Annotated in this window: 21 protein-coding genes and 1 tRNA gene; 12 read left to right on the forward strand and 10 right to left on the reverse strand. The window is 69.1% G+C overall.

Going from position 1 to position 21,517, the window contains the following annotated elements; all coding sequences use genetic code 11:
• Positions 1 to 113 precede the first annotated feature (113 nt).
• Complete coding sequence (gene abc-f / locus BWO91_RS10500; RefSeq protein ID WP_056005615.1) at positions 114 to 1,712, forward strand: ribosomal protection-like ABC-F family protein; 1,599 nt, start codon at positions 114 to 116, stop codon at positions 1,710 to 1,712.
• 80 nt (positions 1,713 to 1,792) lie between these two features.
• Here the strand turns inward: abc-f and BWO91_RS10505 are convergent, their stop codons facing one another.
• Genes BWO91_RS10505 through BWO91_RS10515 form a run of 3 tightly spaced genes read right to left on the reverse strand, consistent with a single transcriptional unit; the run spans position 1,793 to position 3,167 of the window.
• Positions 1,793 to 2,641 carry an SURF1 family cytochrome oxidase biogenesis protein gene (locus BWO91_RS10505; RefSeq protein ID WP_071260209.1) on the reverse strand — a complete coding sequence of 283 codons (849 nt, stop codon included), beginning with the start codon at positions 2,639 to 2,641 and terminating at the stop codon, positions 1,793 to 1,795.
• Positions 2,638 to 2,862: a hypothetical protein gene (locus tag BWO91_RS10510; RefSeq protein ID WP_079002533.1), complete on the reverse strand. Its 225-nt coding sequence runs from the start codon at positions 2,860 to 2,862 to the stop codon at positions 2,638 to 2,640. The genes BWO91_RS10505 and BWO91_RS10510 overlap by 4 nt, the downstream gene beginning before the upstream one ends.
• Positions 2,859 to 3,167 (reverse strand): DUF3099 domain-containing protein, encoded by a 309-nt coding sequence (locus BWO91_RS10515; RefSeq protein ID WP_064296943.1) that lies wholly within the window; start codon positions 3,165 to 3,167, stop codon positions 2,859 to 2,861. The genes BWO91_RS10510 and BWO91_RS10515 overlap by 4 nt, the downstream gene beginning before the upstream one ends.
• Positions 3,168 to 3,328: 161 nt before the next feature.
• On the opposite strand from BWO91_RS10515, the gene fabG reads away from it, so the two are divergent.
• Positions 3,329 to 4,039 carry a 3-oxoacyl-ACP reductase FabG gene (gene fabG, locus BWO91_RS10520; RefSeq protein ID WP_064296944.1) on the forward strand — a complete coding sequence of 237 codons (711 nt, stop codon included), beginning with the start codon at positions 3,329 to 3,331 and terminating at the stop codon, positions 4,037 to 4,039.
• 59 nt (positions 4,040 to 4,098) lie between these two features.
• On the opposite strand, the gene serB is transcribed toward fabG, so the two are convergent.
• A complete protein-coding gene (serB, locus tag BWO91_RS10525) occupies positions 4,099 to 4,773 on the reverse strand; it encodes a phosphoserine phosphatase SerB (protein WP_071260211.1) in 675 nt (224 codons plus the stop codon).
• A 17-nt stretch (positions 4,774 to 4,790) separates the two neighbouring features.
• Positions 4,791 to 6,035, reverse strand: a complete 1,245-nt coding sequence (locus BWO91_RS10530) for a glucose-1-phosphate adenylyltransferase (RefSeq protein WP_064296946.1) — start codon at positions 6,033 to 6,035, stop codon at positions 4,791 to 4,793.
• A gap of 45 nt (positions 6,036 to 6,080) precedes the next feature.
• On the opposite strand from BWO91_RS10530, the gene glgA reads away from it, so the two are divergent.
• From glgA to BWO91_RS10545, 3 genes are all read left to right on the forward strand, one after another.
• Positions 6,081 to 7,262 carry a glycogen synthase gene (glgA, locus tag BWO91_RS10535; protein WP_071260213.1) on the forward strand — a complete coding sequence of 394 codons (1,182 nt, stop codon included), beginning with the start codon at positions 6,081 to 6,083 and terminating at the stop codon, positions 7,260 to 7,262.
• A 63-nt stretch (positions 7,263 to 7,325) separates the two neighbouring features.
• Positions 7,326 to 8,138: an ABC transporter ATP-binding protein gene (locus BWO91_RS10540; RefSeq protein ID WP_071260215.1), complete on the forward strand. Its 813-nt coding sequence runs from the start codon at positions 7,326 to 7,328 to the stop codon at positions 8,136 to 8,138.
• Positions 8,139 to 8,295: 157 nt separating this feature from the next.
• A complete protein-coding gene (locus BWO91_RS10545; protein ID WP_056005588.1) occupies positions 8,296 to 8,544 on the forward strand; it encodes a type B 50S ribosomal protein L31 in 249 nt (82 codons plus the stop codon).
• Positions 8,545 to 8,617: 73 nt separating this feature from the next.
• On the opposite strand, the gene BWO91_RS10550 is transcribed toward BWO91_RS10545, so the two are convergent.
• On the reverse strand, positions 8,618 to 9,391 hold the full coding sequence (locus tag BWO91_RS10550; RefSeq protein WP_240555451.1) for a 3'-5' exonuclease: 774 nt from the start codon (positions 9,389 to 9,391) through the stop codon (positions 8,618 to 8,620).
• Positions 9,392 to 9,495: 104 nt separating this feature from the next.
• Here BWO91_RS10550 and BWO91_RS10555 point away from each other — a divergent pair, with 104 nt between their 5' ends.
• On the forward strand, positions 9,496 to 10,398 hold the full coding sequence (locus BWO91_RS10555; RefSeq protein WP_079002535.1) for an alpha/beta fold hydrolase: 903 nt from the start codon (positions 9,496 to 9,498) through the stop codon (positions 10,396 to 10,398).
• 4 nt (positions 10,399 to 10,402) lie between these two features.
• Here BWO91_RS10555 and BWO91_RS10560 read toward each other — a convergent pair whose 3' ends face one another.
• Positions 10,403 to 11,305 carry a Sir2 family NAD-dependent protein deacetylase gene (locus BWO91_RS10560; RefSeq protein ID WP_064296951.1) on the reverse strand — a complete coding sequence of 301 codons (903 nt, stop codon included), beginning with the start codon at positions 11,303 to 11,305 and terminating at the stop codon, positions 10,403 to 10,405.
• A gap of 138 nt (positions 11,306 to 11,443) precedes the next feature.
• Between BWO91_RS10560 and BWO91_RS10565 the strand changes: the two genes are divergently transcribed.
• Together BWO91_RS10565 and BWO91_RS10570 are read left to right on the forward strand one after the other, a co-directional pair.
• On the forward strand, positions 11,444 to 12,247 hold the full coding sequence (locus tag BWO91_RS10565) for a TrmH family RNA methyltransferase (protein ID WP_064296952.1): 804 nt from the start codon (positions 11,444 to 11,446) through the stop codon (positions 12,245 to 12,247).
• Positions 12,248 to 12,332: 85 nt separating this feature from the next.
• Complete coding sequence (locus tag BWO91_RS10570) at positions 12,333 to 13,577, forward strand: D-alanyl-D-alanine carboxypeptidase family protein (protein ID WP_153303434.1); 1,245 nt, start codon at positions 12,333 to 12,335, stop codon at positions 13,575 to 13,577.
• Positions 13,578 to 13,616: 39 nt separating this feature from the next.
• Here BWO91_RS10570 and BWO91_RS10575 read toward each other — a convergent pair whose 3' ends face one another.
• Positions 13,617 to 14,426, reverse strand: a complete 810-nt coding sequence (locus tag BWO91_RS10575) for an SGNH/GDSL hydrolase family protein (RefSeq protein ID WP_079002536.1) — start codon at positions 14,424 to 14,426, stop codon at positions 13,617 to 13,619.
• A gap of 148 nt (positions 14,427 to 14,574) precedes the next feature.
• On the opposite strand from BWO91_RS10575, the gene BWO91_RS10580 reads away from it, so the two are divergent.
• Positions 14,575 to 16,392 carry a DEAD/DEAH box helicase gene (locus BWO91_RS10580; protein WP_240555453.1) on the forward strand — a complete coding sequence of 606 codons (1,818 nt, stop codon included), beginning with the start codon at positions 14,575 to 14,577 and terminating at the stop codon, positions 16,390 to 16,392.
• A 318-nt stretch (positions 16,393 to 16,710) separates the two neighbouring features.
• On the opposite strand, the gene BWO91_RS10585 is transcribed toward BWO91_RS10580, so the two are convergent.
• Positions 16,711 to 16,794, reverse strand: a tRNA-Leu gene (locus BWO91_RS10585).
• A gap of 175 nt (positions 16,795 to 16,969) precedes the next feature.
• On the opposite strand from BWO91_RS10585, the gene BWO91_RS10590 reads away from it, so the two are divergent.
• The 3 genes from BWO91_RS10590 (at position 16,970) to mshC (ending at position 20,463) form a co-directional block, all read left to right on the forward strand.
• On the forward strand, positions 16,970 to 18,289 hold the full coding sequence (locus BWO91_RS10590; protein WP_079002538.1) for a M20/M25/M40 family metallo-hydrolase: 1,320 nt from the start codon (positions 16,970 to 16,972) through the stop codon (positions 18,287 to 18,289).
• A 114-nt stretch (positions 18,290 to 18,403) separates the two neighbouring features.
• Complete coding sequence (locus BWO91_RS10595; RefSeq protein ID WP_071260226.1) at positions 18,404 to 19,228, forward strand: undecaprenyl-diphosphate phosphatase; 825 nt, start codon at positions 18,404 to 18,406, stop codon at positions 19,226 to 19,228.
• Positions 19,225 to 20,463 carry a cysteine--1-D-myo-inosityl 2-amino-2-deoxy-alpha-D-glucopyranoside ligase gene (gene mshC, locus BWO91_RS10600; protein ID WP_079002539.1) on the forward strand — a complete coding sequence of 413 codons (1,239 nt, stop codon included), beginning with the start codon at positions 19,225 to 19,227 and terminating at the stop codon, positions 20,461 to 20,463. The genes BWO91_RS10595 and mshC overlap by 4 nt, the downstream gene beginning before the upstream one ends.
• A gap of 46 nt (positions 20,464 to 20,509) precedes the next feature.
• Here mshC and BWO91_RS10605 read toward each other — a convergent pair whose 3' ends face one another.
• Positions 20,510 to 21,436: a PAC2 family protein gene (locus BWO91_RS10605; protein WP_064296958.1), complete on the reverse strand. Its 927-nt coding sequence runs from the start codon at positions 21,434 to 21,436 to the stop codon at positions 20,510 to 20,512.
• Positions 21,437 to 21,517: the final 81 nt, after the last annotated feature.

Consider the following 21,517-nt stretch of genomic DNA (forward strand, 5'->3'; position numbering starts at 1 on the left):
GGGACCCTGCCGGAACGGCCGCGGTGCTGAGCATCGGATTCACGATTTATACTGGGAGGCTGACCCCCACCCTCCGCGTTGTCGAAACGCACCCGAAGAAATGGACTATGCCTGTGCTGAGTGTGCACGACCTCGAGATCCGCGTGGGGGCACGCGTGCTCATGGAGCACGTGAACTTCCGCGTGTCCGCCGGCGACAAGATCGGCCTCGTCGGCCGTAACGGTGCCGGGAAGACGACCCTGACCAAGACGCTGGCGGGGGAGACCCTCCCGACGAACGGCAAGATCGATCGCGGTGGCGAGATCGGGTACCTGCCGCAGGACCCACGCTCCGGCAACCCGGAGGACCTCGCCCGCACCCGCATCCTCGATGCGCGTGGTCTCGGCCAGCTCGCTCTCGGCATGCACGAGTCGAGCATGGCCATGGCGAGCGACGACCCGAAGGTGGCGGAAGCCGCCATGAAGAAGTACGGCAACCTCACCGACCGGTTCAACGCGCTCGGCGGGTACGCCGCAGAGGCCGAGGCGGCCTCGATCGCGTCGAACCTGAACCTGCCCGATCGCATCCTCGATCAGCAGCTGAAGACGCTGTCGGGCGGACAGCGCCGCCGCATCGAACTCGCGCGCATCCTCTTCTCCGACGCCGAGACGCTCATCCTCGACGAGCCGACCAACCACCTCGACGCCGACTCCGTCGTCTGGCTGCGTGAGTTCCTCAAGCAGTACAAGGGCGGGTTCATCGTGATCTCGCACGACATCGAGCTCGTCGGCGAGACCGTCAACCGGGTCTTCTACCTCGATGCGAACCGCACCGTCATCGACATCTACAACATGAACTGGAAGAACTACCAGCGTCAGCGCGAGGCCGACGAGGAGCGCCGGAAGAAGGAGCGCACCAACGTCGAGAAGAAGGCGACCGCGCTCCAGCTCCAGGCGGCCAAGTTCGGTGCGAAGGCCAGCAAGGCTGCTGCGGCCCACCAGATGGTGGCTCGCGCTGAACGGATGCTCTCCGGGCTCGAGGAGGTCCGCGCGCAAGACCGCGTGGCCAAGCTGCGGTTCCCGACCCCGGCGCCCTGTGGCCGGACGCCGCTCATGGCGAGCAACCTGTCGAAGAGCTACGGCTCGCTCGAGATCTTCACGGCCGTCGACCTCGCGATCGACCGTGGCTCGAAGGTCGTCATCCTCGGATTCAACGGTGCGGGCAAGACGACCCTGCTGCGGATCCTCGCCGGAGTGGACCAGCCCGACACCGGGCAGCTCGAGCCCGGGCACGGCCTGCGGATCGGCTACTACGCGCAGGAGCACGAGACGATCGACGTGAAGCGCAGCGTGCTCGAGAACATGGTCTCCTCGTCGCCGAACATCACCGAGATGGAAGCGCGCAAGGTCCTCGGCTCGTTCCTGTTCACCGGCGACGACTCCAACAAGCTCGCGGGCGTGCTGTCCGGCGGCGAGAAGACGAGACTCGCTCTCGCGATGATCGTCGTCTCGGGCGCGAACATGCTCCTCCTGGACGAACCGACCAACAACCTCGACCCGGCCAGCCGTCTGGAGATCCTCGACGCGCTCGCCCACTACGAGGGTGCCGTCGTGCTCGTGAGTCACGATGAGGGCGCCGTCGAGGCGCTCAACCCCGAGCGGGTGCTCATCCTGCCCGACGGCGTCGAGGACCACTGGAACAAGGACTACCAGGACCTCGTCAGCCTGGCCTAGCGCCAGCGGGCCAGCGCGCTCGGTCCGTGAGCATCACCGGCCGGGTACGCCCCGTCCGTCGACGGCTCGTCGCACTCGCGTCAGCGACTCGCTTCGAGGATCTCATCCTCGATGTCGGCGTCGGACCGTGCCTTCGCGGCGAGCCGTTCGGCGCGTGCAGCCGCACGCCGCTGCTCCTTCGGGTCGTCGGAATTCAGGATGCGGTACTCCTGACGGATGGCATAGGCGAGGAAGATGAAGCCCATCAGCGCGAAGACCACCCATTGCAGCGCGTACGAGAGGTGCATCCCCTCGTTCGGCTCGGGCTTGATCGGACCGAGCGGCGCCGCTTCGGCCGGCGCCGGGCTCTCCGAGAGGAGCATGCCGTACGCACCGGAGTAGAGCGTCTCGCCGCGGAGTTCGGCGATCTGCGGGAGGTTGATCGTGGCCACCTGCCCGTCGGCGGCCCCGCGGCCCGGGAGCGTCGGTTCGCCGGGTCGGATGCGGACGACGACCGAGACCTCTCCGCTCGGAGGCGCCGGGACCGACTCGGGTGCTTCGAGTGAATCGTTCGCGGCGACCCAGCCACGGTCGACGATGAACACGTCTCCGTCGGCGAGTCGGAGCGGCGTGAGGACGTTGAAGCCGGCCTGGTTGTTCCTGGGACGGTTCCGCACCAGCAGCTGCTCGTCAGGCAGGTAGGTGCCACTCATCGACACCGGGTGCCATTCGTCGGCCACGCTGAACGAGTCGAGCGACGGCAGCGCTTCGTCGAGCGGGATCGGGGTCGCGTCCCAGTTGGTCTCGATGCGCTGGACCTCCTCCTCCTTCTCGCTCGCCCGAGCGAGCTGCCAGTTGGAGAGCAGGACGCACACGATCGCGAACACGATCGCGACGCCGAGGTAGCCGAGCCAACGGCGGCTGAAGGCGAACCGCCAACCCGCGCTCATGAGCCGACCACCGATGTCAACGGACGCCGCTCGAGGGGGAAGGAGCGGGCTTCGAGGAAGGCCTCCAGGAAGTCGACGTGTTCGTCGCAGGCGGTCCAGACCTTCACGCGGTCCTCCGCGTGGATCTTCGGATTGCGCCACTCGATCCGACAGCTCGCCGCCGCGCGGCAGCCGGCCCGGGAGCAGATCACGCCGTCGGGCTCGGCACCGAACCCGATCATGCCTGGTCGGTGGGACGAGGCGGAACCGAGTCGTCGACGATGATCGGCCGCTGGGACACGACGACACCGGTGGGGCGCTCGATGGCCCCCTGCGACGGCAGCGATCCGGCGTTCGCGATGATGACGGCGACGTACGGCAGGAAGATGGCACCGGCCGCGACCGCGAACATCCAACCGCCCTGGACGAACGGGAGCGCAGCGAGGCAAAGCAACCGGACACCCATGGTGATCGAGTACTTGATGAACCGCTGCCGGCGCTCCTGTTCGGGAGCCGGTGGGAGGGAGGTGATGCTCTGCTGCTTCATGCCACGACCAGCCTACGCGCTCGGCGGGTGGGCGAAGCCCCCAAATCACCGGGAGAACCGGAGGACCCCCATATGCTGGTACGGGTCCGCGGCCGGAACGCCGTGCGCCCCGACGGCCGCCGCACGAGTCGGCCGGTATCGCCGCAGGAGAGGAATCGACCATGACCGCACCACGCACCGTACTCGTCACCGGAGGCAACCGGGGGATCGGCTTCGCCATCGCCGAGGAGTTCGTCGCGCAGGGTCACCGCGTCGCCGTCACCGCTCGATCCGGCGAGGGCCCAGCGGGCACGTTGACGGTCCGCGCGGACGTCACCGATGCAGCCTCCGTCGACGCGGCGTTCAGCGAGATCGAGTCGGAGCTCGGGCCGGTCGAGGTGCTCGTCGCGAATGCGGGCATCACGAAGGACACCCTGCTCATGCGGATGAGCGAGGACGACTTCGACCAGGTGGTCGACACGAACCTCGGCGGCTCCTTCCGCGTCGTCAAGCGCGCGTCCAAGGGCATGCTCAAGGCACGCTTCGGACGCATCGTGCTCATCTCCAGCGTCGTGGGCCTCTACGGGTCGGCCGGTCAGGTCAACTACGCGGCCTCGAAGAGCGGCCTCATCGGCATGGCGCGGTCCATCACCCGCGAGCTCGGTGCACGTGGGATCACGGCGAACGTGATCGCCCCGGGGTTCATCGAGACCGACATGACCGCCGAACTGCCCGCCGAGACCCAGGCCGAGTACAAGAAGAGCATCCCGGCAGCGCGTTTCGCGAGTGCGAACGAGGTCGCGAAGGTCGTCACGTGGATCGCCGGTGACGACGCGGGGTACATCTCCGGCGCCGTGATCCCGGTCGACGGCGGCCTCGGCATGGGTCACTGACCCGGGCAGCACCGCACCGAGCAGAACCCGACCTCGGGCGCTGACCCCCGACGCGCGGATCAGAGCCCGAGGAGCGGGAGGACGCCGGCGAGGTCGACCCGCCCGGCGACGACGTCGGCATGGCGGCGGACGATCGGCTTCGCGTTGAACGCGACCGAGAGCCCGGCGACGGCCATCATCTCGAGGTCGTTGGCTCCGTCGCCGATCGCGATCGTCCGTGCCAACGGCACGCCGTCCGCGTCGGCCCACTCCTGCAGTGCGGCCGCCTTCGCCGCCGCGTCGATGATGGGACCGCTGAGGCCTCCCGTCAACCGACCGTCGGCCGTCTCGAGGCGGTTCGCCCGCACATGGTCGAGGCCGAGTGCCTCGGCGAGCGGGTCGAGCAGTTCATGGAACCCGCCGGACACGACACCGATCCGTGACCCGTGCGCATGCAGCCGGCCGATCAGCGTCTCCAGGCCGGTCGTCGTCCGGATCCGTTCGGCGATCACCGGGATCCGGTCGACGGGCAGGCCCGCGAGCGTCGCGACCCGGGCCCGGAGGCTGTCGGCGAAGTCGAGGTCACCGCGCATGGCACGCTCGGTGATGGCGGCGACCTCGGGGAGGCTGCCGACCTCCTCGGCGAGGAGCTCGATCACCTCGTTCTCGATGAGCGTCGAGTCGGCGTCGAGGACCGCGAGGAACCGGACGCCTCGTCCGGCCTGTGGGGGGAGTGCTGCTTCTGGATCCGCCACTGCCGAACGCTCGGTACTCATGGAACGACGCGTACTCCCTTGCCAACCACGGTGAGACCGGATTCGGTGACGGTGAAGCCGCGAGCGCGGTCACGGTCGTGGTCGACACCGACGCTCGCGCCGGAGGTGACCACCACATCCTTGTCCAGGATAGCCCGCTTGACGACGGCGTCCGGTTCGATGTGGACCTTGTCGAACACGACCGAGTCGGAGACGTGGGCGCCGGATTCCACGAGCGCCCATGGCCCGAGGACACTGCGCTCGATGTGGGCACCGGACAGCAGCGAACCGAGGGAGACGATCGAGTCGATGGTCTGGCCGAGGTTGCCCTTCGCGTCCCGCACGAACTTCGCCGGCGGCGAGTTCAGCTGAGAACTGAAGATCGGCCAGTCCCGGTTGTACAGGTTGAAGATCGGGAGGGTCGAGATGAGGTCCTGGTGGGCTTCGTAGAACGACTCGATCGTCCCCACGTCGCGCCAGTAGTAGCGATCGCGATCCGTCGATCCGGGTACATCGTTCCGCTGGAGGTCGTAGACGCCCGCCTCGCCGCGATCGACGAAGTACGGGACGATGTCGCCACCCATGTCGTGGTTCGAGCTCGTCACCTCGCCGTCGTCGATGACCGCCTGCATGAGGGCGTCGGCGTCGAAGACGTAGTTGCCCATCGAGGCGAGCACTTCACCGGGGGAGTCGGGCAGGCCCGGCGCGTCGAGCGGCTTCTCGAGGAAGCGGGCGATGGTCGTCGGGTCGTCCGCGTCGACGTCGATGACGCCGAACTGGTCGGCGAGGGAGATGGGCTGACGGATCGCGGCGACCGTCGCCTTCTTGCCCGAGGCGATGTGCGCCTCGATCATCTGCGCGAAGTCCATGCGGTAGACGTGGTCGGCGCCGACGACCACGACGATGTCGGGCTTCTCGTCGCGGATCAGGTTGAGGCTCTGCAGGATCGCGTCGGCGGATCCGCTGAACCAGCGCTTCCCGAGACGCTGCTGCGCCGGCACGGACGCGACATAGGAGTCGAGCAGGCCGGACAACCGCCAGGTCTGCGAGACGTGGCGGTCGAGGCTGTGGGACTTGTACTGGGTGAGGACGACGATCTGGGTGAGTCCGGAGTTGATGAGGTTCGACAGCGCGAAATCGATCAGACGGTACTGCCCGCCGAACGGTACGGCCGGTTTCGCGCGGTCTGCGGTCAGCGGCATCAACCGCTTCCCTTCCCCACCAGCGAGGACGATTCCGAAGATCTTCTTTGAGGCGGCCATGGCTTCACAATAGATGCCGGACGAGACCTGTACTAGCGTCTAGACATGCGAGTTGATCTTGTGACAAAGGAGTACCCGCCGGAGATCTACGGCGGCGCAGGCGTCCACGTGTCGGAGCTGGTGAAATCCCTCCGTAGCGACATCGACGTGACCGTGCGCTGCTTCGGCGCTCCACGCGACGAGGCCGACACCGTCGCCTACGGTGTCCCGGCCGAGCTCCAGGGGGCGAACGGCGCCCTCACGACACTCGGGACGGACCTCCTGATCGCCCAGGACGTCGCCGGAGCCGACCTCGTGCACTCGCACACCTGGTACGCGAACGGTGCCGGTCACCTCGCGTCGCTGCTGCACGGCATCCCGCACGTCGTGACCGCGCACAGTCTGGAGCCGCTCCGGCCGTGGAAGGCCGAGCAGCTCGGCGGCGGGTACCGCGTGTCCAGTTGGATCGAGCAGTCCGCCTACGAAGGCGCCGCGGCCGTCGTGGCGGTCAGCGACGGCATGCGCCGCGACATCCTGCGGTCGTATCCGAGCCTCGACCCGGCCAAGGTGCAGGTCATCTACAACGGCATCGACCTGACCGACTGGCAGCCACGCGTGGACGACGAGCTGCTGCGGTCGCTCGGCATCGACCCGTCCCGTCCCTCCGTCGTCTTCGTCGGTCGGATCACCCGTCAGAAGGGGCTGCCGTACCTGCTCCGCGCGGCCCGCCTGCTGCCGCCCGACGTGCAGCTCATCCTGTGCGCCGGCGCTCCCGACACCCCCGAGATCCTCACCGAGGTCAAGGGGCTCGTCGAGGAGCTGCAGCGCGAGCGCACCGGGGTCGTGTGGATCGAACGGCTGCTCCCGCGTCACGAGCTGTGCACCGTCCTCACCGCCGCCACGACCTTCGTGTGCCCGTCGATCTACGAGCCGCTCGGCATCGTCAACCTCGAGGCGATGGCCTGCGGTGCCGCCGTGGTCGGGACGGGGACCGGCGGCATCCCTGAGGTCGTGCAGGACGGTGTGACCGGGAGGATCGTCCCCCTCGCGCAGGCGTCCGACGGCACCGGCACCCCGCTCGACCCGGAGCGTTTCGTCGCCGACCTCGCCGCCACCCTCACCGAGGTCGTCCAGGATCCCGCCCAGGCGAGGGCCTACGGGGCCGCTGGTCGCCGACGCGCGGAGTCCGACTTCAGCTGGTCGCGCATCGCCACCCAGACGGCGGAGCTGTACCGCAGCCTGGTCTGAACCACCTGCGGACGCCTCGGAGGACGGCGACGCGCGACGAGTCTTGGCGGATAGGCTAGGACCATGCCGAGCGTGTTGCAGTTCTCCGATGTGTCCGTCGTCCGCAATCTCAACCCCATCCTCGATGGCGTCGACTGGACGGTGACGGGCGACCAGCGATGGATCGTCCTCGGCCCGAACGGCGCAGGCAAGACGACGCTCCTGCAGCTCGCGGCGACGCTCATCCACCCCTCGAAGGGCACGGTCTCCGTGCTCGACGAGACGCTCGGCCGGGTCGACGTCTTCGAGCTGCGACCGCGCATCGGCTTCGCGTCCTCCGCCCTCGCGAAGCGGGTGCCGCCGGAGGAGACCGTCCTGGACGTCGTGCTCACGGCGGCCTACTCGGTCACCGGCCGCTGGGTCGAGCAGTACGAGGACATCGATGTGAAGCGGGCCTCGCGGGTCCTCGCCGAATGGAAGCTCGACCACCTCGCCGACCGCCGTTTCGGCACGCTCAGCGACGGCGAGCAGAAGCGCGTGCAGATCGCGCGGGCCATCATGACCGACCCCGAACTCCTCCTGCTCGACGAGCCGGCCGCGAGCCTCGACCTCGGCACGCGCGAGGAGCTCGTCGAGCTGCTCGGCGGCTACGCGAGCGCCGACGACTCACCGGCGATCATCATGGTGACCCACCACGTCGAGGAGATCCCCGTCGGCTTCACGCACGTCCTGCTCGTTCGCGACGGCGGCGTCGTCGCCGCCGGACCGATCGCCGAGACCCTCACGGCCGAGCACCTCAGTGAGACCTTCGACCTCCCGATCGAGCTGACCGAGGAGGACGGACGCTTCCACGCCCGCTCCGCCCGCGCCGGACGCTCGGCTGTCGCCCCCTCCTGACGGCCGTACCTCGGCGGGTCGACCTCGGCAGGCGAGCAGATGCGCGCCGAGTCTGGTAAAGTCGACCTTTGGCTCGCGGAGCCAAGAGCTTTCTGCCTCGTGCCTGGAGTTCCGAGCGCGGGTACTACCCACACCATCCACTCAACAAGGACTGCTGATGAAATCTGACATCCACCCCACGTACGAAGCCGTCGTCTTCCGCGACCTCGCCTCCGGCGCGACGTTCCTCACGCGCTCGACGGTCTCGTCGGGCAAGACGATCGACCTCGACGGCGTCACCTACCCGGTGATCGACGTGGAGATCTCGTCCGAGTCGCACCCGTTCTACACGGGCAAGCAGCGCATCATGGACTCCGCCGGTCGCGTCGAGAAGTTCAACCAGCGCTTCAAGGGCTTCGGCAAGTAGTCCTTCCGCTGTCATACACGAACGCCCCGATCCTCGGATCGGGGCGTTCGTCGTCGTGGGGAGTCCGTGCGACTCAGATACCGATGGGCAGCTGGTCCGCTGGGACGATGACCGGCGTCTCGGGTCGAGCGGCAGGGCGTCCGGTGCGAATGGGCCAAGCGCCTTCGGCGACGAATTCGGGGTCGCGCACGCGGCGCATGTAGGACTGGAAGCTCTCCGCCTGCTCGAGCGACCAGGTCCGCTGAGCCTCGTGCAGCTCGTCCACGCTCGTCGGCAATGCGTCGGCGTAGCGTCGGCCGATGGCCTGAGCGACGCGTCCGGCGGCGACGGCGTCCACGCCCGCGTCGTGCGCACCTTCCAGTGGAACGCCGTGCAGGGCGGCGACGACCTCGAGCGTCCGCTTGCCGCGGCGGAACGTGTCGAGCCGTCGGTCGAGGATCAGCGGGTCGACGACGGGGGACGGGGCGGTGATCGAGGTCACCCCGTGTCGCTCCGCCTCGAAGTGCAGGAGAGAGAAGTCGTAGGGCGCGTTGTAGGCGACCACCGGGGTCCGTGCGGCGAACAGTTCGGTGAGGACGGACACGATCTCTCCGACGACGGCCGGTGCCGGACGCCCCTCCGCCCGGGCACGCTCCGTCGTGACGCCGTGGATCTCGGCGGCGCGAGCAGGGATCTCGACCCCGGGGTCGGCCATCCACGACCACGAGCGTTCGACCGAACCGTCCGCGGTGATGACACCGACGAAGGCGGTCACGATGCGACTCGTCTCCACCTCGATGCCGGTCGTCTCGAGATCGAAGACCGCCAGGCGGTCCGTCCAGTGGGGGTTCGCGTCGACCGTGTTCACGCCTTCACCCTATGACGCACCTCCGACAGGGGCCTGTGCCACGCCGGGACGGCACGCTCCGCGTCGTCGGGTGAACGCGGAGCCGGACTGCCTAGACTGAGTGGATGCCCGTCGAATCACCGTACGCCGACCAGCTCGACCGCATCCCCGTCCGGGAGCGCTCGCTCATCGTGGACGGAGCCGAGACCCGGTTCTGGGACTACGGCGACCGAGAGGCATCGACGACGATCGTCATGGTGCACGGGTTCCGCGGCGACCACCACGGCCTCGAACCGGTCGTCGCGCAGCTCTCCGGATTCCGGATCATCGCTCCGGACCTCCCCGGCTTCGGCAGCTCCGCACCCTTCCCCGACGCCACCCACTCCGTCGAGGGGTACGCAGCCTGGCTGGGACGGTTCATCGAGGAGCTACACCTGACCGGCCGGGTCGTCCTGCTCGGGCACTCGTTCGGCTCGATCGTGTCGAGCGCCGCCGTCGCCGGGGGACTCCGACCGGACGACCTCGTCCTCGTGAACCCGATCGCCGCCCCGGCGCTCCAGGGCCCTCGAGGTGTCCTGACGAGGCTCGCGGTCTTCTACTACTGGTCGTCCGCGAAGCTCCCGAAACGCCTGGGCTTCGCCTTCCTCCGCAACAAGGGTGTCGTCCGCATCATGAGCGTCGCGATGGCGAAGACGAAGGACCCGACGCTCCGTCGGTGGATCCACGCCCAGCACGACCAGTACTTCAGCGCCTTCGCCGACCGGGAGGTCGTCCTCGAGTCGTTCACCGCCTCGGTCAGCCACGACGTCAGCGAGTACGCCGACCGCATCCCCAGCCGCACGCTGCTCATCGCCGCCGAGCGCGACGACATCACGCCCGTGGCCGCGCAGTACGCGCTCGCGAAGCGGTTCGCCGACGCGCAGCTGCACGTCATCCCGGGCGTCGGACACCTCATCCACTACGAGGAGCCGCACGACGCGGCGCAACGCCTCACCGCGTTCCTCGCGGACGACCACACCGACGCCTGAGGCGTCAGGCGTCGGTCGCCTCCTGCGAGACGACGCTCGTGAACGCGGACGGGACCAGGCGAGCGGCGATCCCGGTGAGCGTCTCACTGGCACCCGCGTCGAGCTTCACATCCGCACGGCCGTCCGCCTTCGTGACGCCACGGTTGATGACGACGATCGGCAACCGCTTCCGGCGGGCGAGTTCGAGGAGCCGGATCCCCGAGTTGACCACGAGCGACGACCCGGCGATCACGAGTGCGTCGGCGCCGCGCACGAGTGCCGCCGCCTCGGCGTACTTCTCCGTGGGGATGAACTCGCCGAAGAAGACCACGTCCGGCTTCAGCATGCCACCGCAGACCGTGCACACGGGGACGACGATCTCGTCCACGCGCCCGACCTCGGCATCGCCGTCCGGGTTGATCGTCACGTCCGTCTCGGTGTCGAGCCAGGGGTTCAGCGACGTCATGCGCTCCGCGATGCTCGACCTGGCGTAGCTCTGCCCGCAGGAGAGACAGCTGACGCGGTCCATCGACCCGTGCAGGTCGACGACGCGGCGCGAGCCGGCTCTGACGTGGAGGCCGTCGACGTTCTGCGTGATGACGCCGTCGGCGATGCCGGCCTCCTCGAGGAGCGCGATCGCCCGGTGGCCGGCGTTCGGTCGAGCGCCGTCGAACCGCTTCCACCCGAGGTGGCTGCCGGCCCAGTAGCGTTTGCGCGCGGCGTCGTCGTTGGACAGGAACTGGTCGACCGTCATGGGGGTCCGCACCGGAGCGCCCTGGCCCCGATAGTCGGGGATGCCGGAGTCCGTGCTGACGCCGGCCCCGGTGAGGAAGGCGACGCGTCGGTCCGCGAGCAGCTCGATCGCCCGTTCGAGCCCGGCCTCGGCCGTCTCGTCAGCGGGATCCCCTGCTGCGATCAGCGTGCTCATGCCTGCTCCGTCCATCCGTCCGCGATGATCGGAGTACTCCGGGCCATCGCTTCCCCTGAGTCTAAACGGCCTCGTTTTCGATCGTGTTCCCACTCTGGCAAGGTGGAGGTCGAACATCGCGTCGAGAGGACGTCTCCCATGCAGGTCATCCGGATCACCGATCTCGACGACGGACGACTCGACGACTACGCGCGGCTGACGGACGTCGCCCTCCGCCGGGTGTCCGAACCCGCGGGTGGCCTGTACATCGCCGAGTCCACGAAGGTCATGGAACGTGCGCTGCGCGCCGGGCACCGACCGCGATCGGTCCTGCTGCAGGAGAAGTGGCTCGACGACGTCTCGCCACTCCTCGAGGATCACGACGTCCCGGTCTTCGTCGGCGAGCCCGCACTCCTGGAGCAGCTGACGGGCTTCCACCTGCACCGGGGAGCGCTCGCGGCGATGCACCGCCCACCGCTCGCCGACCCCGCCGAACTCCTCGCCGACGCCCGCCGGGTGGTCATCCTCGAAGACATCGTCGACCACACCAACGTCGGCGCCATCTTCCGCTCCGTCGCCGGCCTCGGTGCCGACGCGGTCCTGATCACCCCGCGCTGCGCCGACCCGCTGTACCGTCGAAGCGTCCGCGTCAGCATGGGCACGGTCCTGCAGGTGCCGTGGACCCGCCTGCCGGAATGGGATGTCGCATCCGACGTCCTGCGGGATGCCGGCTTCGAGACGGCCGCCCTCGCTCTGGCCGACGACGCCGTGGACCTCGACACCTATGCTCGGACCGCCCCGGAACGGCTCGCCATCGTGCTCGGCGCTGAAGGTGACGGTCTGAGCGCCTCGGCCCTCGCCGCCGCCGACACGATCGTGACCATCCCGATGCTCCACGGCGTCGACTCGCTGAACGTCGCGTCGGCCAGTGCCGTCGCCCTCTGGGAGCTCCGGGTCCGCTGACCACGGTCCAACGCTGCTCGAAGACCACCGGCACGGCGGCAGGTCGCGACAGGGGACGCGCAGGAGCGCCGGGTAGCATGACCGGGTGCCACTCACGAGACGACAGATCTATCGCCGCCGCCGTCTCGCCGTCTTCGGCGTCCTCGCCCTCCTGATCGGGCTGTTCGGGTACAGCGCAGGCGCGCTGCTCCGACCGGTCCCGGCCGCGGCTGCGACGCTCGAAGCCGGCGACGCCCTCACGACCTCGCTCGTCCAGCAGACCACACCGGTCGCCTGGCCCGGATTCGGGCGGGGCGCCCTCGGTGCCGTCGGGTTCGACGGCGTCCTGAGTTCGAGTGGCGAACAGACGCCGTTCCCCATCGCGAGCATCACCAAGACGATCACCTCCCTCGTCGTGCTGGAGGCCAAGCCCCTCGCCGCGGGCGATCAGGGCCCGTCCATCACGCTGACCGACGCCGACGTCGGGTTCTACTACGACACCATCGCGGAGAACGGTTCAGCGGCACCCGTCGTCGCCGGGTCGGTGTTCACCCAGCGGCAGATGCTCGAAGCGCTCCTCCTCCCGTCGGCGAACAACTACAGCATCTCGCTCGCCGTCTGGGCCTTCGGTTCGGTCGACGCGTACCTCGACGCGGCGCGCGCCTGGCTCGACGCACACGGGCTGACCGGCACGACCGTCACGAACACGAGCGGCCTGGGCGAGACGAACGTCAGCACCCCGAGCGACCTGGTGACCATCGGCAAGCTCGTGCTCGCCGACCCGGTGCTCTCGTCGATCGTCAAGGAGCCCACGGCGGTACTGCCCGCCATCGGCGAGGTCGAGAACACGAACGCCCTCCTCGGCCAGTACGGGGTGACCGGCATGAAGACGGGGACCGACGACGCCTCGGGCGCCTGCCTGCTGTTCTCCGCCGACCTCCAGGTGGCGGGGCGGACGGTGACTGTCGTCGGCGTCATCCTCGGTGCCGACGACCACACCGTGCTCAACGAGGCCGTGGTCTCCCTGTTGCAGAGCGTGCCGGCCGGATTCCACCAGGTCCAGCTCGCCACCGCCGGGCAATCGGTCGGCTCCTACTCGACCGCGTGGGACGAGGCGGCGAAGGTCGTCGTGGCGTCCGACGCCTCCGTGCTGGTCTGGCAGGACACCCCGATCACTGTCGAGAGCCGCGCCAGAGCCATCGAGGCGGGTGCCGCCGGTTCGACGGTCGGGAAGCTCAGCTACACCGTGGGTGCCGGCGCGGAGGGCGGTGCGGCGACGATCGACGTCCCGCTGGCTCTCGACGCGGACATCGCCCCGGTCACGCCCTGGTGGCGCCTGACCAACCCGTGACCGCGCCAGACGCCGGAGCCCGGGTGATCGGCCGGACGATCAGACGTCGAGTTCCTGGTCCTGGGCTGTAACCGTCAGGAAGGGTCCGGCGATCGGTCGCTTGGCGGTGATGTGGTCGCCGGACGACTGGTGCCGCACCCGGCGGAGCACCCAGGGCACGAGGTACTCCCGCGCCCAGGCGAGGTCCTCGGTCCGGGCCTGACGCCAACGCCGCACGGGCAGCGGCTCCGGCTGCAGCGGCTTGAGGTCGTTCTCCACGTTCAGCGCGTGGAGGACGAGGCGGGCGACCTCGTGATGGCCGAGCGCGTTCAGATGCAGCCGGTCCGGGGCCCACATCCGCGGATCCTGGATCGCCTGGAGCGACCACTGATCGGCGATGATGCAGTCGTGTCGGGCGGCGATGGCCCGCAGGTTCTCGTTGTAGATCGCGACCTTACCGCGGATGCTCCGGAACACGGGGGAGAAGCCGACGTCCACGCCGGTGAACAGCACGACCGTCGCTCCGTCGCTCCGGAGCCGGATGATCGCCTGCTCGAGTCGTCTGGCGATGTCATCGGGGTCGGTGCCGGGCCGGATCACGTCGTTGCCGCCCGCGGAGATCGTGATGAGGTCCGGGTGCAGCTCCAGGGCCGGCTCCACCTGGTCGTCGAGGATCTGCTGTGCGAGCTTGCCGCGCACCGCGAGGTTGGCGTAGGCGAAGTCCGAATTCTGCGCGGCCAGCACCTCGGCGACCCGATCGGCCCACCCGCGGTGCCCGCCCGGCGCACCCGGCTCGGGATCGCCGATCCCCTCGGTGAACGAGTCGCCGATGGCGACGTACCGCGACCAGGGATGGTGCTGTTCGGTCATGGGTGGTTCCTCCTGCTGTGCATCCGGAACCTCCAGCGTACGCCCGCCCCTCGGCTGGCGGATCAGTCGCGAGTCGGACATCCGGACGGCTGTCGAGGCCGCACACGATGGTCGGCGGTGTCGGTTCGGCCGGGTACAGTGGTCTCCAGTGAACGCGGAAATCTCTTCGACCCAGCACCTGGGCGGGTCCGCAGCCGAACACCTCTCACCGGCCTTCCCGGAACGCGCAGCGTGGGGCACGGCGAGCAAGCTTCGAGCCTGGCAGGCCGAGGCGCTCGAGCAGTACTTCACCACCGAACCCCGTGACTTCCTCGCGGCGGCGACACCGGGCGCAGGCAAGACGACGTTCGCGCTGCGGCTCGCCTCCGAACTCCTCCATCGCGGCACGATCGACCGCATCACGGTCGTCGCCCCGACCGACCACCTGAAGCGTCAGTGGGCCGAGGCCGCGAGCCGGGTCGGCATCCGCCTCGACCCGAACTTCGCGAACCGCGACCAGGTCTTCGGCCGCCACTACCACGGCGTCGCCGTCACCTATGCCCAGGTCGCGGCGAACCCGCCCGTCCATCAGCGCACGACCGATTCGGGTCGCACCCTCGTCATCCTCGACGAGGTCCACCACGGCGGCGACGCCCTGAGCTGGGGCGACGGCATCCACGAGGCGTTCTCGCGGGCGACCCGCCGGCTGTCCCTGACCGGGACCCCGTTCCGGTCGGACACGGCACCGATCCCGTTCGTGGTCTACCAGCCTGATCACCAGGGCATCCGGACCTCCGTCACCGACTACAACTACGGATACGGTCGCGCGCTCCAGGACGGGGTCGTCCGTCCGGTGCTCTTCATGGTCTACGCCGGCCACATGCGCTGGCGGACCAAGGCCGGCGACGAGATGGAGGCCCGCCTCGGCGAGGGCAACACGAAGGACATCACCTCCGCTGCCTGGCGGACCGCACTCGACCCGCAGGGCGACTGGATCCCGGCGGTCCTGAAGTCCGCCGACCTCCGGCTGTCCGAGGTCCGTCAGGCGGTCCCGGACGCCGGCGGACTCGTGATCGCCACCGACCAGACGACCGCGCGCGCCTACGCGGCCATCCTGCACGAGCTGACGGGGGAGCAGCCCACCGTCGTCCTCTCCGACGAGAAGGAGGCCAGCGACCGGATCGCCGACTTCTCGGGGAACACCAAGCGCTGGATGGTCGCGGTCCGCATGGTGTCGGAAGGCGTGGACGTCCCACGACTCGCCGTCGGCGTCTACGCGACGTCGTCCGCCACGCCACTGTTCTTCGCGCAGGCGATCGGGCGATTCGTCCGGGCCAGACGACGCGGCGAGATCGCGAGCATCTTCCTCCCGAACGTGCCGAACCTGATGGCCCTCGCGGAGAAACTCGAGCTCGAACGCGATCACGCACTCGACCGCCCGAGCGACCCGGACGCGGAGGGCGACCTCTTCAATCCGGAGGACGCGATGATGGCGGCCGCGGAGCGCGAGGACAAGGCTTCCGATTCACTCCTCGAGGAGTTCACCTGGCAGGCCGTCTCCTCGGACGCGCACTTCGACCGGGTCGTGTTCGACGGCGACGAGTTCGGCGAGCTCGCCCAGCCCGGCACCGAGGAGGAGTTCGACTTCATCGGGTTCCCCGGGCTCCTCGAACCTGAACAGGTGCACGAGTTGCTCGTGCAACGCCAGAGCCGGCAGGCCAAGCGCGGGGCGTTCGTCGACAAGAACGCATCCTCGCCGAGTCCGCAGGCGGACATCCCCGCTCCGCTCTACCGCACGCTCAAGGAACAGCGCCAGGTGCTCAACACCCTGGTCGGTCTCTACGCGAAGCACACGAAGGAGCCGCACGGACTCGTGCACGCCGAACTGCGACGCGTCTGCGGCGGACCCGCGGTGGCACAGGCGAGCGTGACCCAGCTACAGGCCCGCATCGATCTGCTCCGTCGGCGCCTCGGCCACGGGCACTGAGGACGGCACCGCTCCTCACGCGCGTCCTCCTGCCCTTCGACAGGCTCAGGGACCGGCGTGTTCCGGGCGGGACTCTCCCGGTCACTGAGCTTGTCGAAGTGCCCACCAGGGACCACCAGCTCGGTCGACCCTTCGACAGGCTCAGGGTCCGGCGGAGGAGGGCCCGGTACCGGCGGAGCAGGGTCCAGAACCGGCGAAGGTGTGCGGGATCTCGCTCGAACCGACGATGATCTCGGGTGTCGGCGTGTCGTGGAGTGCGGCGGGAAAACAAGAACGGCCGGAGCTTTCGCTCCGGCCGTTCGCCGTCTCAACACGGTGTGCGCGAAGGGGGACTTGAACCCCCACGCCCGTAAGGGCACTAGCACCTCAAGCTAGCGCGTCTGCCATTTCCGCCACCCGCGCGTGTTGTGATCGTGTCCGGCTTTCGCTGGGCACGAGAAGAAACTCTAGCACGGATTTCGACAGCCGTTCACCACCTCGTTCCGCCGGAGGATCTGCTCGACGCCCTCCGGCCGTGCGTCGACCGCGCGATCGGGGGAGAGGTGCAGCGGTCAGGGCCGACGGGTACCGTGGAGCCATGACCTCCGGCTTAGACGCATCCGACCTCACGCTCGACGAGACCACGCGGATCGCGCGGGACCTCATCCGCATGGACACGACGAACTACGGCGAGGGCCGCTCCAACGGCGAGACGGAGGCCGCCGAATACGTCGAGGCGTACCTCCGCGACCTCGGTCTGGAGCCGGAGCTGATCGACGCTGCTCCGGGCCGGACCAGCGTGGTCGCACGGGTCGCCGGCGCGAACCCCGAGAAGCCGGCGCTCGTCGTGCACGGGCACCTCGACGTGGTGCCCGCCGATCCTGCGAACTGGTCGGTGGACCCCTTCGGCGGCGAGATCAAGGACGGCCTGCTGTGGGGACGCGGGGCCGTCGACATGAAGAACATGGACGCGATGATCCTCGCGTCACTCCGCGAGATCCTCGGCAGCGGCCGTCGGCCGGAACGCGACCTCGTGATCGCGATGTTCTCGGACGAGGAGAACGGCGGCGTGTTCGGCTCCCACCACCTCGTGACCGAACGACCGGAGCTCTTCGCCGGCGCGACCGAGGCGATCAGCGAGGTCGGCGGGTACTCGATCACCTTCGGCGGACGCCGCTCCTACCTCCTCCAGACCTCGGAGAAGGCCCTCGTCTGGATCAAACTGGTCGCGACCGGACGGGCGGCCCACGGATCCCGCTACGTGCAGGACAACGCCGTCACCCGCCTCGCGGAAGCGGTGGCGGCCATCGGACGCACCGAGTGGCCCGTCCGACTCACCGACACCACCGAGCAGCTGCTCCGTGAGATCGCCACCATCCTCGGCACCACGCCCGAACGGCTCGGCCCGGACGAGCTCGCCCTCGCGACGGGTACTGCCTCCGGCTTCATCCAGGCCTCGCTCCGCACGACGAGCAACCCGACCCTGCTGCAGGCCGGATACAAGCACAACGTGATCCCCGATCGCGCCGAGGCGCTCGTCGACATCCGCACCCTGCCCGGCGAGGAGGACGCCGTGCTCGCGCGCGTCGCGGAGATCGTCGGTGAGGACATCGAGATCGTCGTCATGCACCGCGACATCGGCCTCGAGACCCCGTTCTCGGGTCCGCTCGTCGACGCGGTCGTCGAGACCCTGGGGCGCCATGACCCCGGCGCCCCGGTGCTCCCGTACATGCTCTCCGGCGGTACCGACAACAAGGCGCTCTCGCTCCTCGGCATCACCGGGTACGGCTTCGCTCCGCTGCGCCTGCCGGAACACCTGGACTTCCCCGCGATGTTCCACGGAGTCGACGAGCGCGTGCCGCTCGACGCGCTAGGGTTTGGCAAGCAGGTCCTCACGGACCTCCTCCTCGACTACTGACTTCCCACGGTCCGTCTCCGCGCCCTCCGCGCCGCGAGACGCTCCAGGAGCCGCCCCGCCGACGACTGCCGGATCCGGCCGAACACCAGCCATCCGGCTGCAGAAAGGTGCCCTGTGGACCTCATCAACGCCATCATCCTCGGACTCGTCCAGGGACTCACCGAGTTCCTCCCGATCTCGTCGAGCGCACACCTGCGCATCCTCGGCGAGTTCCTCCCCGGAGCGAAGGACCCTGGCGCGGCGTTCACGGCGATCACCCAGATCGGTACCGAGGCCGCCGTCGTGGTGTTCTTCTGGCGCGACATCGTCCGCATCATCTCGTCCTGGTGCAAAGCCCTCGTCGGCAAGATCCCGAGGGATGACGCCGACGCCCGCATGGGGTGGCTGATCATCATCGGCAGCCTCCCCATCGTCGTGCTCGGCCTGTTGTTCCAGGACGAGATCGAGACGACCTTCCGGTCGCTGTGGATCGTCGCGATCATGCTCATCGTGTTCGGCATCCTGCTCGGTGTCGCCGACGCGGTCGGTGCGAAGAAGCGACGTCTGAAGAGCCTGACCTACCGCGACGGCGCGATCTTCGGAGGCGCCCAGGCCCTCGCTCTCATCCCCGGCGTCTCCCGCTCCGGCGGCACGATCACCGCCGGACTGTTCATGGGCTACGAGCGCCGTGCTGCGGCGCGGTACGCCTTCCTGCTCGCGATCCCCGCGGTGTTCGGCAGCGGCTTCTACCAGGTCTTCAAGAGCATCGGCGAGCCGAGCCCGTACGGACCGGTCGAGACGCTCGTCGCCACCGTCATCGCGTTCGTCGTCGGCCTCGCGGTCATCGCCTTCTTCATGAGTTACATCTCGAAGCGCAGCTTCCTGCCCTTCGTCGTCTACCGCATCGTGCTCGGCGTCGTCCTGCTGGTGCTGCTCGGCACGGGCGTGATCAACGCGTGAGGGCCTGGTCCGCCCCGGTCGTCCCGAAGCTGCCCGGCTCCGGCGCGGCCCCGTGTCTCTGGGACACCCCGAGCGCCGGGCTCATCGAAGCCTCCGCCGAACGCACGGCGCGGTTGTACGTCTGCGGCATCACGCCATACGACGCGACCCACCTCGGCCACGCGTCGAGCTACCTCGCCTACGACACCCTGCAGCGCGTCTGGCTGGACGCCGGCTACGAGGTGCACTACGCCCAGAACGTCACCGATGTGGACGACCCGCTGCTCGAGCGGGCCACCGCGACCGGCGTCGACTGGGTCGAACTCGCAGCGAGCCAGGTCGAACTCTTCCGGAGCGACATGGAACGCCTCAGCATCCTCCCACCCGAAGACTACGTCGCGGTCACCGAGGTCATCGGGCCGATCGCCGACGCCGTCGCGCTCCTGATCGAACGCGGCGTCGCCTACTCGGTCGACACCCCGGACAGTGCCGCCGGAGACGACGTCTACTTCGACGTGCGCGCCGCGGCCGACGACGTCTGGCACCTCGGCGCGGAGAGTGGGCTCGACGAGGCCACGATGGCCGCGTTCTTCGCCGAGCGCGGGGGAGACCCCGACCGCGCCGGGAAACGCGACGCCTTCGATCCACTGCTCTGGCGGGCGGCGCGCGACGGCGAGCCGAGCTGGGAGTCGCCCGTCGGCCGAGGGCGTCCCGGTTGGCACATCGAGTGCTCGGTCATCGCCCTCCAGCATCTCGGATCGGACTTCACGGTCCAGGGCGGCGGCTCCGACCTCGTCTTCCCACACCACGATCTGAGTGCCGGGCACGCCGCAGCACTGTCCGGCCGCACGCTCGCCAAGGTGTTCAGCCACGCCGGCATGGTCGCCTACGAGGGCACGAAGATGTCCAAGTCCCTCGGCAACCTCGTCCTCGTGTCACGCCTGGCCGCCGACGGAGCAGACCCCTCGGCCATCCGACTCGCGATCCTCGCGAACCACTACCGCAACGACTGGGAGTGGCACGACGAGCACCTCGTCCTGGCCGATCGCCGGCTCAGGACCTGGCGTTCGGCCTTCGCGACGGATGCCGCGAGTGGAGCGTCCGCCGTCGAGCTGCTGCAGGCGATGCGTGTCCGACTGGCGGACGACCTCGACACCCCGGGTGCCATCGCGCTCGTCGACGCCGCAGCGACGACCGGCGTCGACGACGCCGACCTCGCGCGGTCGGCTGTCGACGCGCTCCTCGGCGTGCGCTGAGCAGGACGGCGACTCACCGGAGTCACCCCACCGCGATGGGACCGGGCTACTCGCGGTCCTTCCGCCAGGGCTCGTCGCCCTTACCCTCGTCCCGACGGAGGTACCGCTCGAACTCCTTGGCGATGGCCTCGCCGCTCGCCTCGGGCGACTCGACGGTGTCGCGCGCCTGCTCCAGCTGCTGGATGTAGGCGGCCATGTCCTCGTCTTCGGCGGCGAGCGTGTCGATCCCGCTCTGCCACTCACCGGACTCCTCGACGAGGGCTCCGCGGGGGATGACGACGTCGATGAGTTCCTCGAGCTTGTCGATCAGCGCCAACACGGCTTTCGGGGAGGGCGCGCTGTGCACGTAGTGGGGGACCGAGGCCCAGACCGACAGACTCTGGACGCCCTGCCGCTCGGCGGCGTCGGCCAGCACGCTGAGGATGCCGACCGGTCCTTCGTAGGTGCTGCGTTCGAGCTGCAGCGCCTGCCGCAGCTCAGCGTTCTCGCTCGAGGCGAAGACCGAGATCGGTCGCGTGTGCGGGACGTCGGCGAGCATCGCACCGAGCATCACCATGCCGGTGATGCGCTGCTCGGTGATCACGGCGAGGATCTCGTCGACGAACGCCTTCCATCCGCGCGACGGCTCGGCACCGAGCAGCACGTAGACGTTGTCACCGCCGCCCTCGCTGACGCGGAGCGCGGCGTCCTCCGCCAAGGGGGTCGCGGGCTTCGCCGCCTCGGGGTCGGGCCCCGAGATCGTGGTACCGGGCCAGGTCAGGGACCGTTTGCCGTCCTCGTCGACGCCGACCGTCGGCCGGTTGAACTGGTAGTCGTAGTAGGGCTCCGGGTCGATCTCGAGCAGCGGGCGGAGGGCGAGCGAGTCGCGAAGCACGCGCACCGCGCCGCTCGCCGCCTCGCCGGCGTCGTTCCAACCCTCGAACGCCACGACGAGCAGGCGACCGCCCAGCGGCTCCTTGGTGTCTTCCGTCACGTCTCACTCCTCGGTGCACGGGGACCTTCCGCGACCATCCATCCAGGATAGGCGCTTCAGCACCCGGTAGCATGGCACCCC

The organism is Plantibacter flavus (assembly GCF_002024505.1).
Taxonomy (GTDB): Bacteria; Actinomycetota; Actinomycetes; order Actinomycetales; family Microbacteriaceae; genus Plantibacter; species Plantibacter flavus_A.

Excerpts from the sequence above, each read along its gene's own strand:
- glgA (WP_071260213.1), top strand. The coding sequence starts at position 6,081 with ATGCGAGTTGATCTTGTGACAAAGGAGTACCCGCCGGAGATCTACGGC.
- BWO91_RS10515 (WP_064296943.1), bottom strand. The coding sequence starts at position 3,167 with ATGAAGCAGCAGAGCATCACCTCCCTCCCACCGGCTCCCGAACAGGAG.
- BWO91_RS10530 (WP_064296946.1), bottom strand. The coding sequence starts at position 6,035 with ATGGCCGCCTCAAAGAAGATCTTCGGAATCGTCCTCGCTGGTGGGGAA.
- BWO91_RS10590 (WP_079002538.1), top strand. The coding sequence starts at position 16,970 with ATGACCTCCGGCTTAGACGCATCCGACCTCACGCTCGACGAGACCACG.
- BWO91_RS10565 (WP_064296952.1), top strand. The coding sequence starts at position 11,444 with ATGCAGGTCATCCGGATCACCGATCTCGACGACGGACGACTCGACGAC.
- fabG (WP_064296944.1), top strand. The coding sequence starts at position 3,329 with ATGACCGCACCACGCACCGTACTCGTCACCGGAGGCAACCGGGGGATC.
- BWO91_RS10555 (WP_079002535.1), top strand. The coding sequence starts at position 9,496 with ATGCCCGTCGAATCACCGTACGCCGACCAGCTCGACCGCATCCCCGTC.
- BWO91_RS10575 (WP_079002536.1), bottom strand. The coding sequence starts at position 14,426 with ATGACCGAACAGCACCATCCCTGGTCGCGGTACGTCGCCATCGGCGAC.
- BWO91_RS10505 (WP_071260209.1), bottom strand. The coding sequence starts at position 2,641 with ATGAGCGCGGGTTGGCGGTTCGCCTTCAGCCGCCGTTGGCTCGGCTAC.
- BWO91_RS10510 (WP_079002533.1), bottom strand. The coding sequence starts at position 2,862 with ATGATCGGGTTCGGTGCCGAGCCCGACGGCGTGATCTGCTCCCGGGCC.
- BWO91_RS10540 (WP_071260215.1), top strand. The coding sequence starts at position 7,326 with ATGCCGAGCGTGTTGCAGTTCTCCGATGTGTCCGTCGTCCGCAATCTC.
- BWO91_RS10560 (WP_064296951.1), bottom strand. The coding sequence starts at position 11,305 with ATGAGCACGCTGATCGCAGCAGGGGATCCCGCTGACGAGACGGCCGAG.
- BWO91_RS10545 (WP_056005588.1), top strand. The coding sequence starts at position 8,296 with ATGAAATCTGACATCCACCCCACGTACGAAGCCGTCGTCTTCCGCGAC.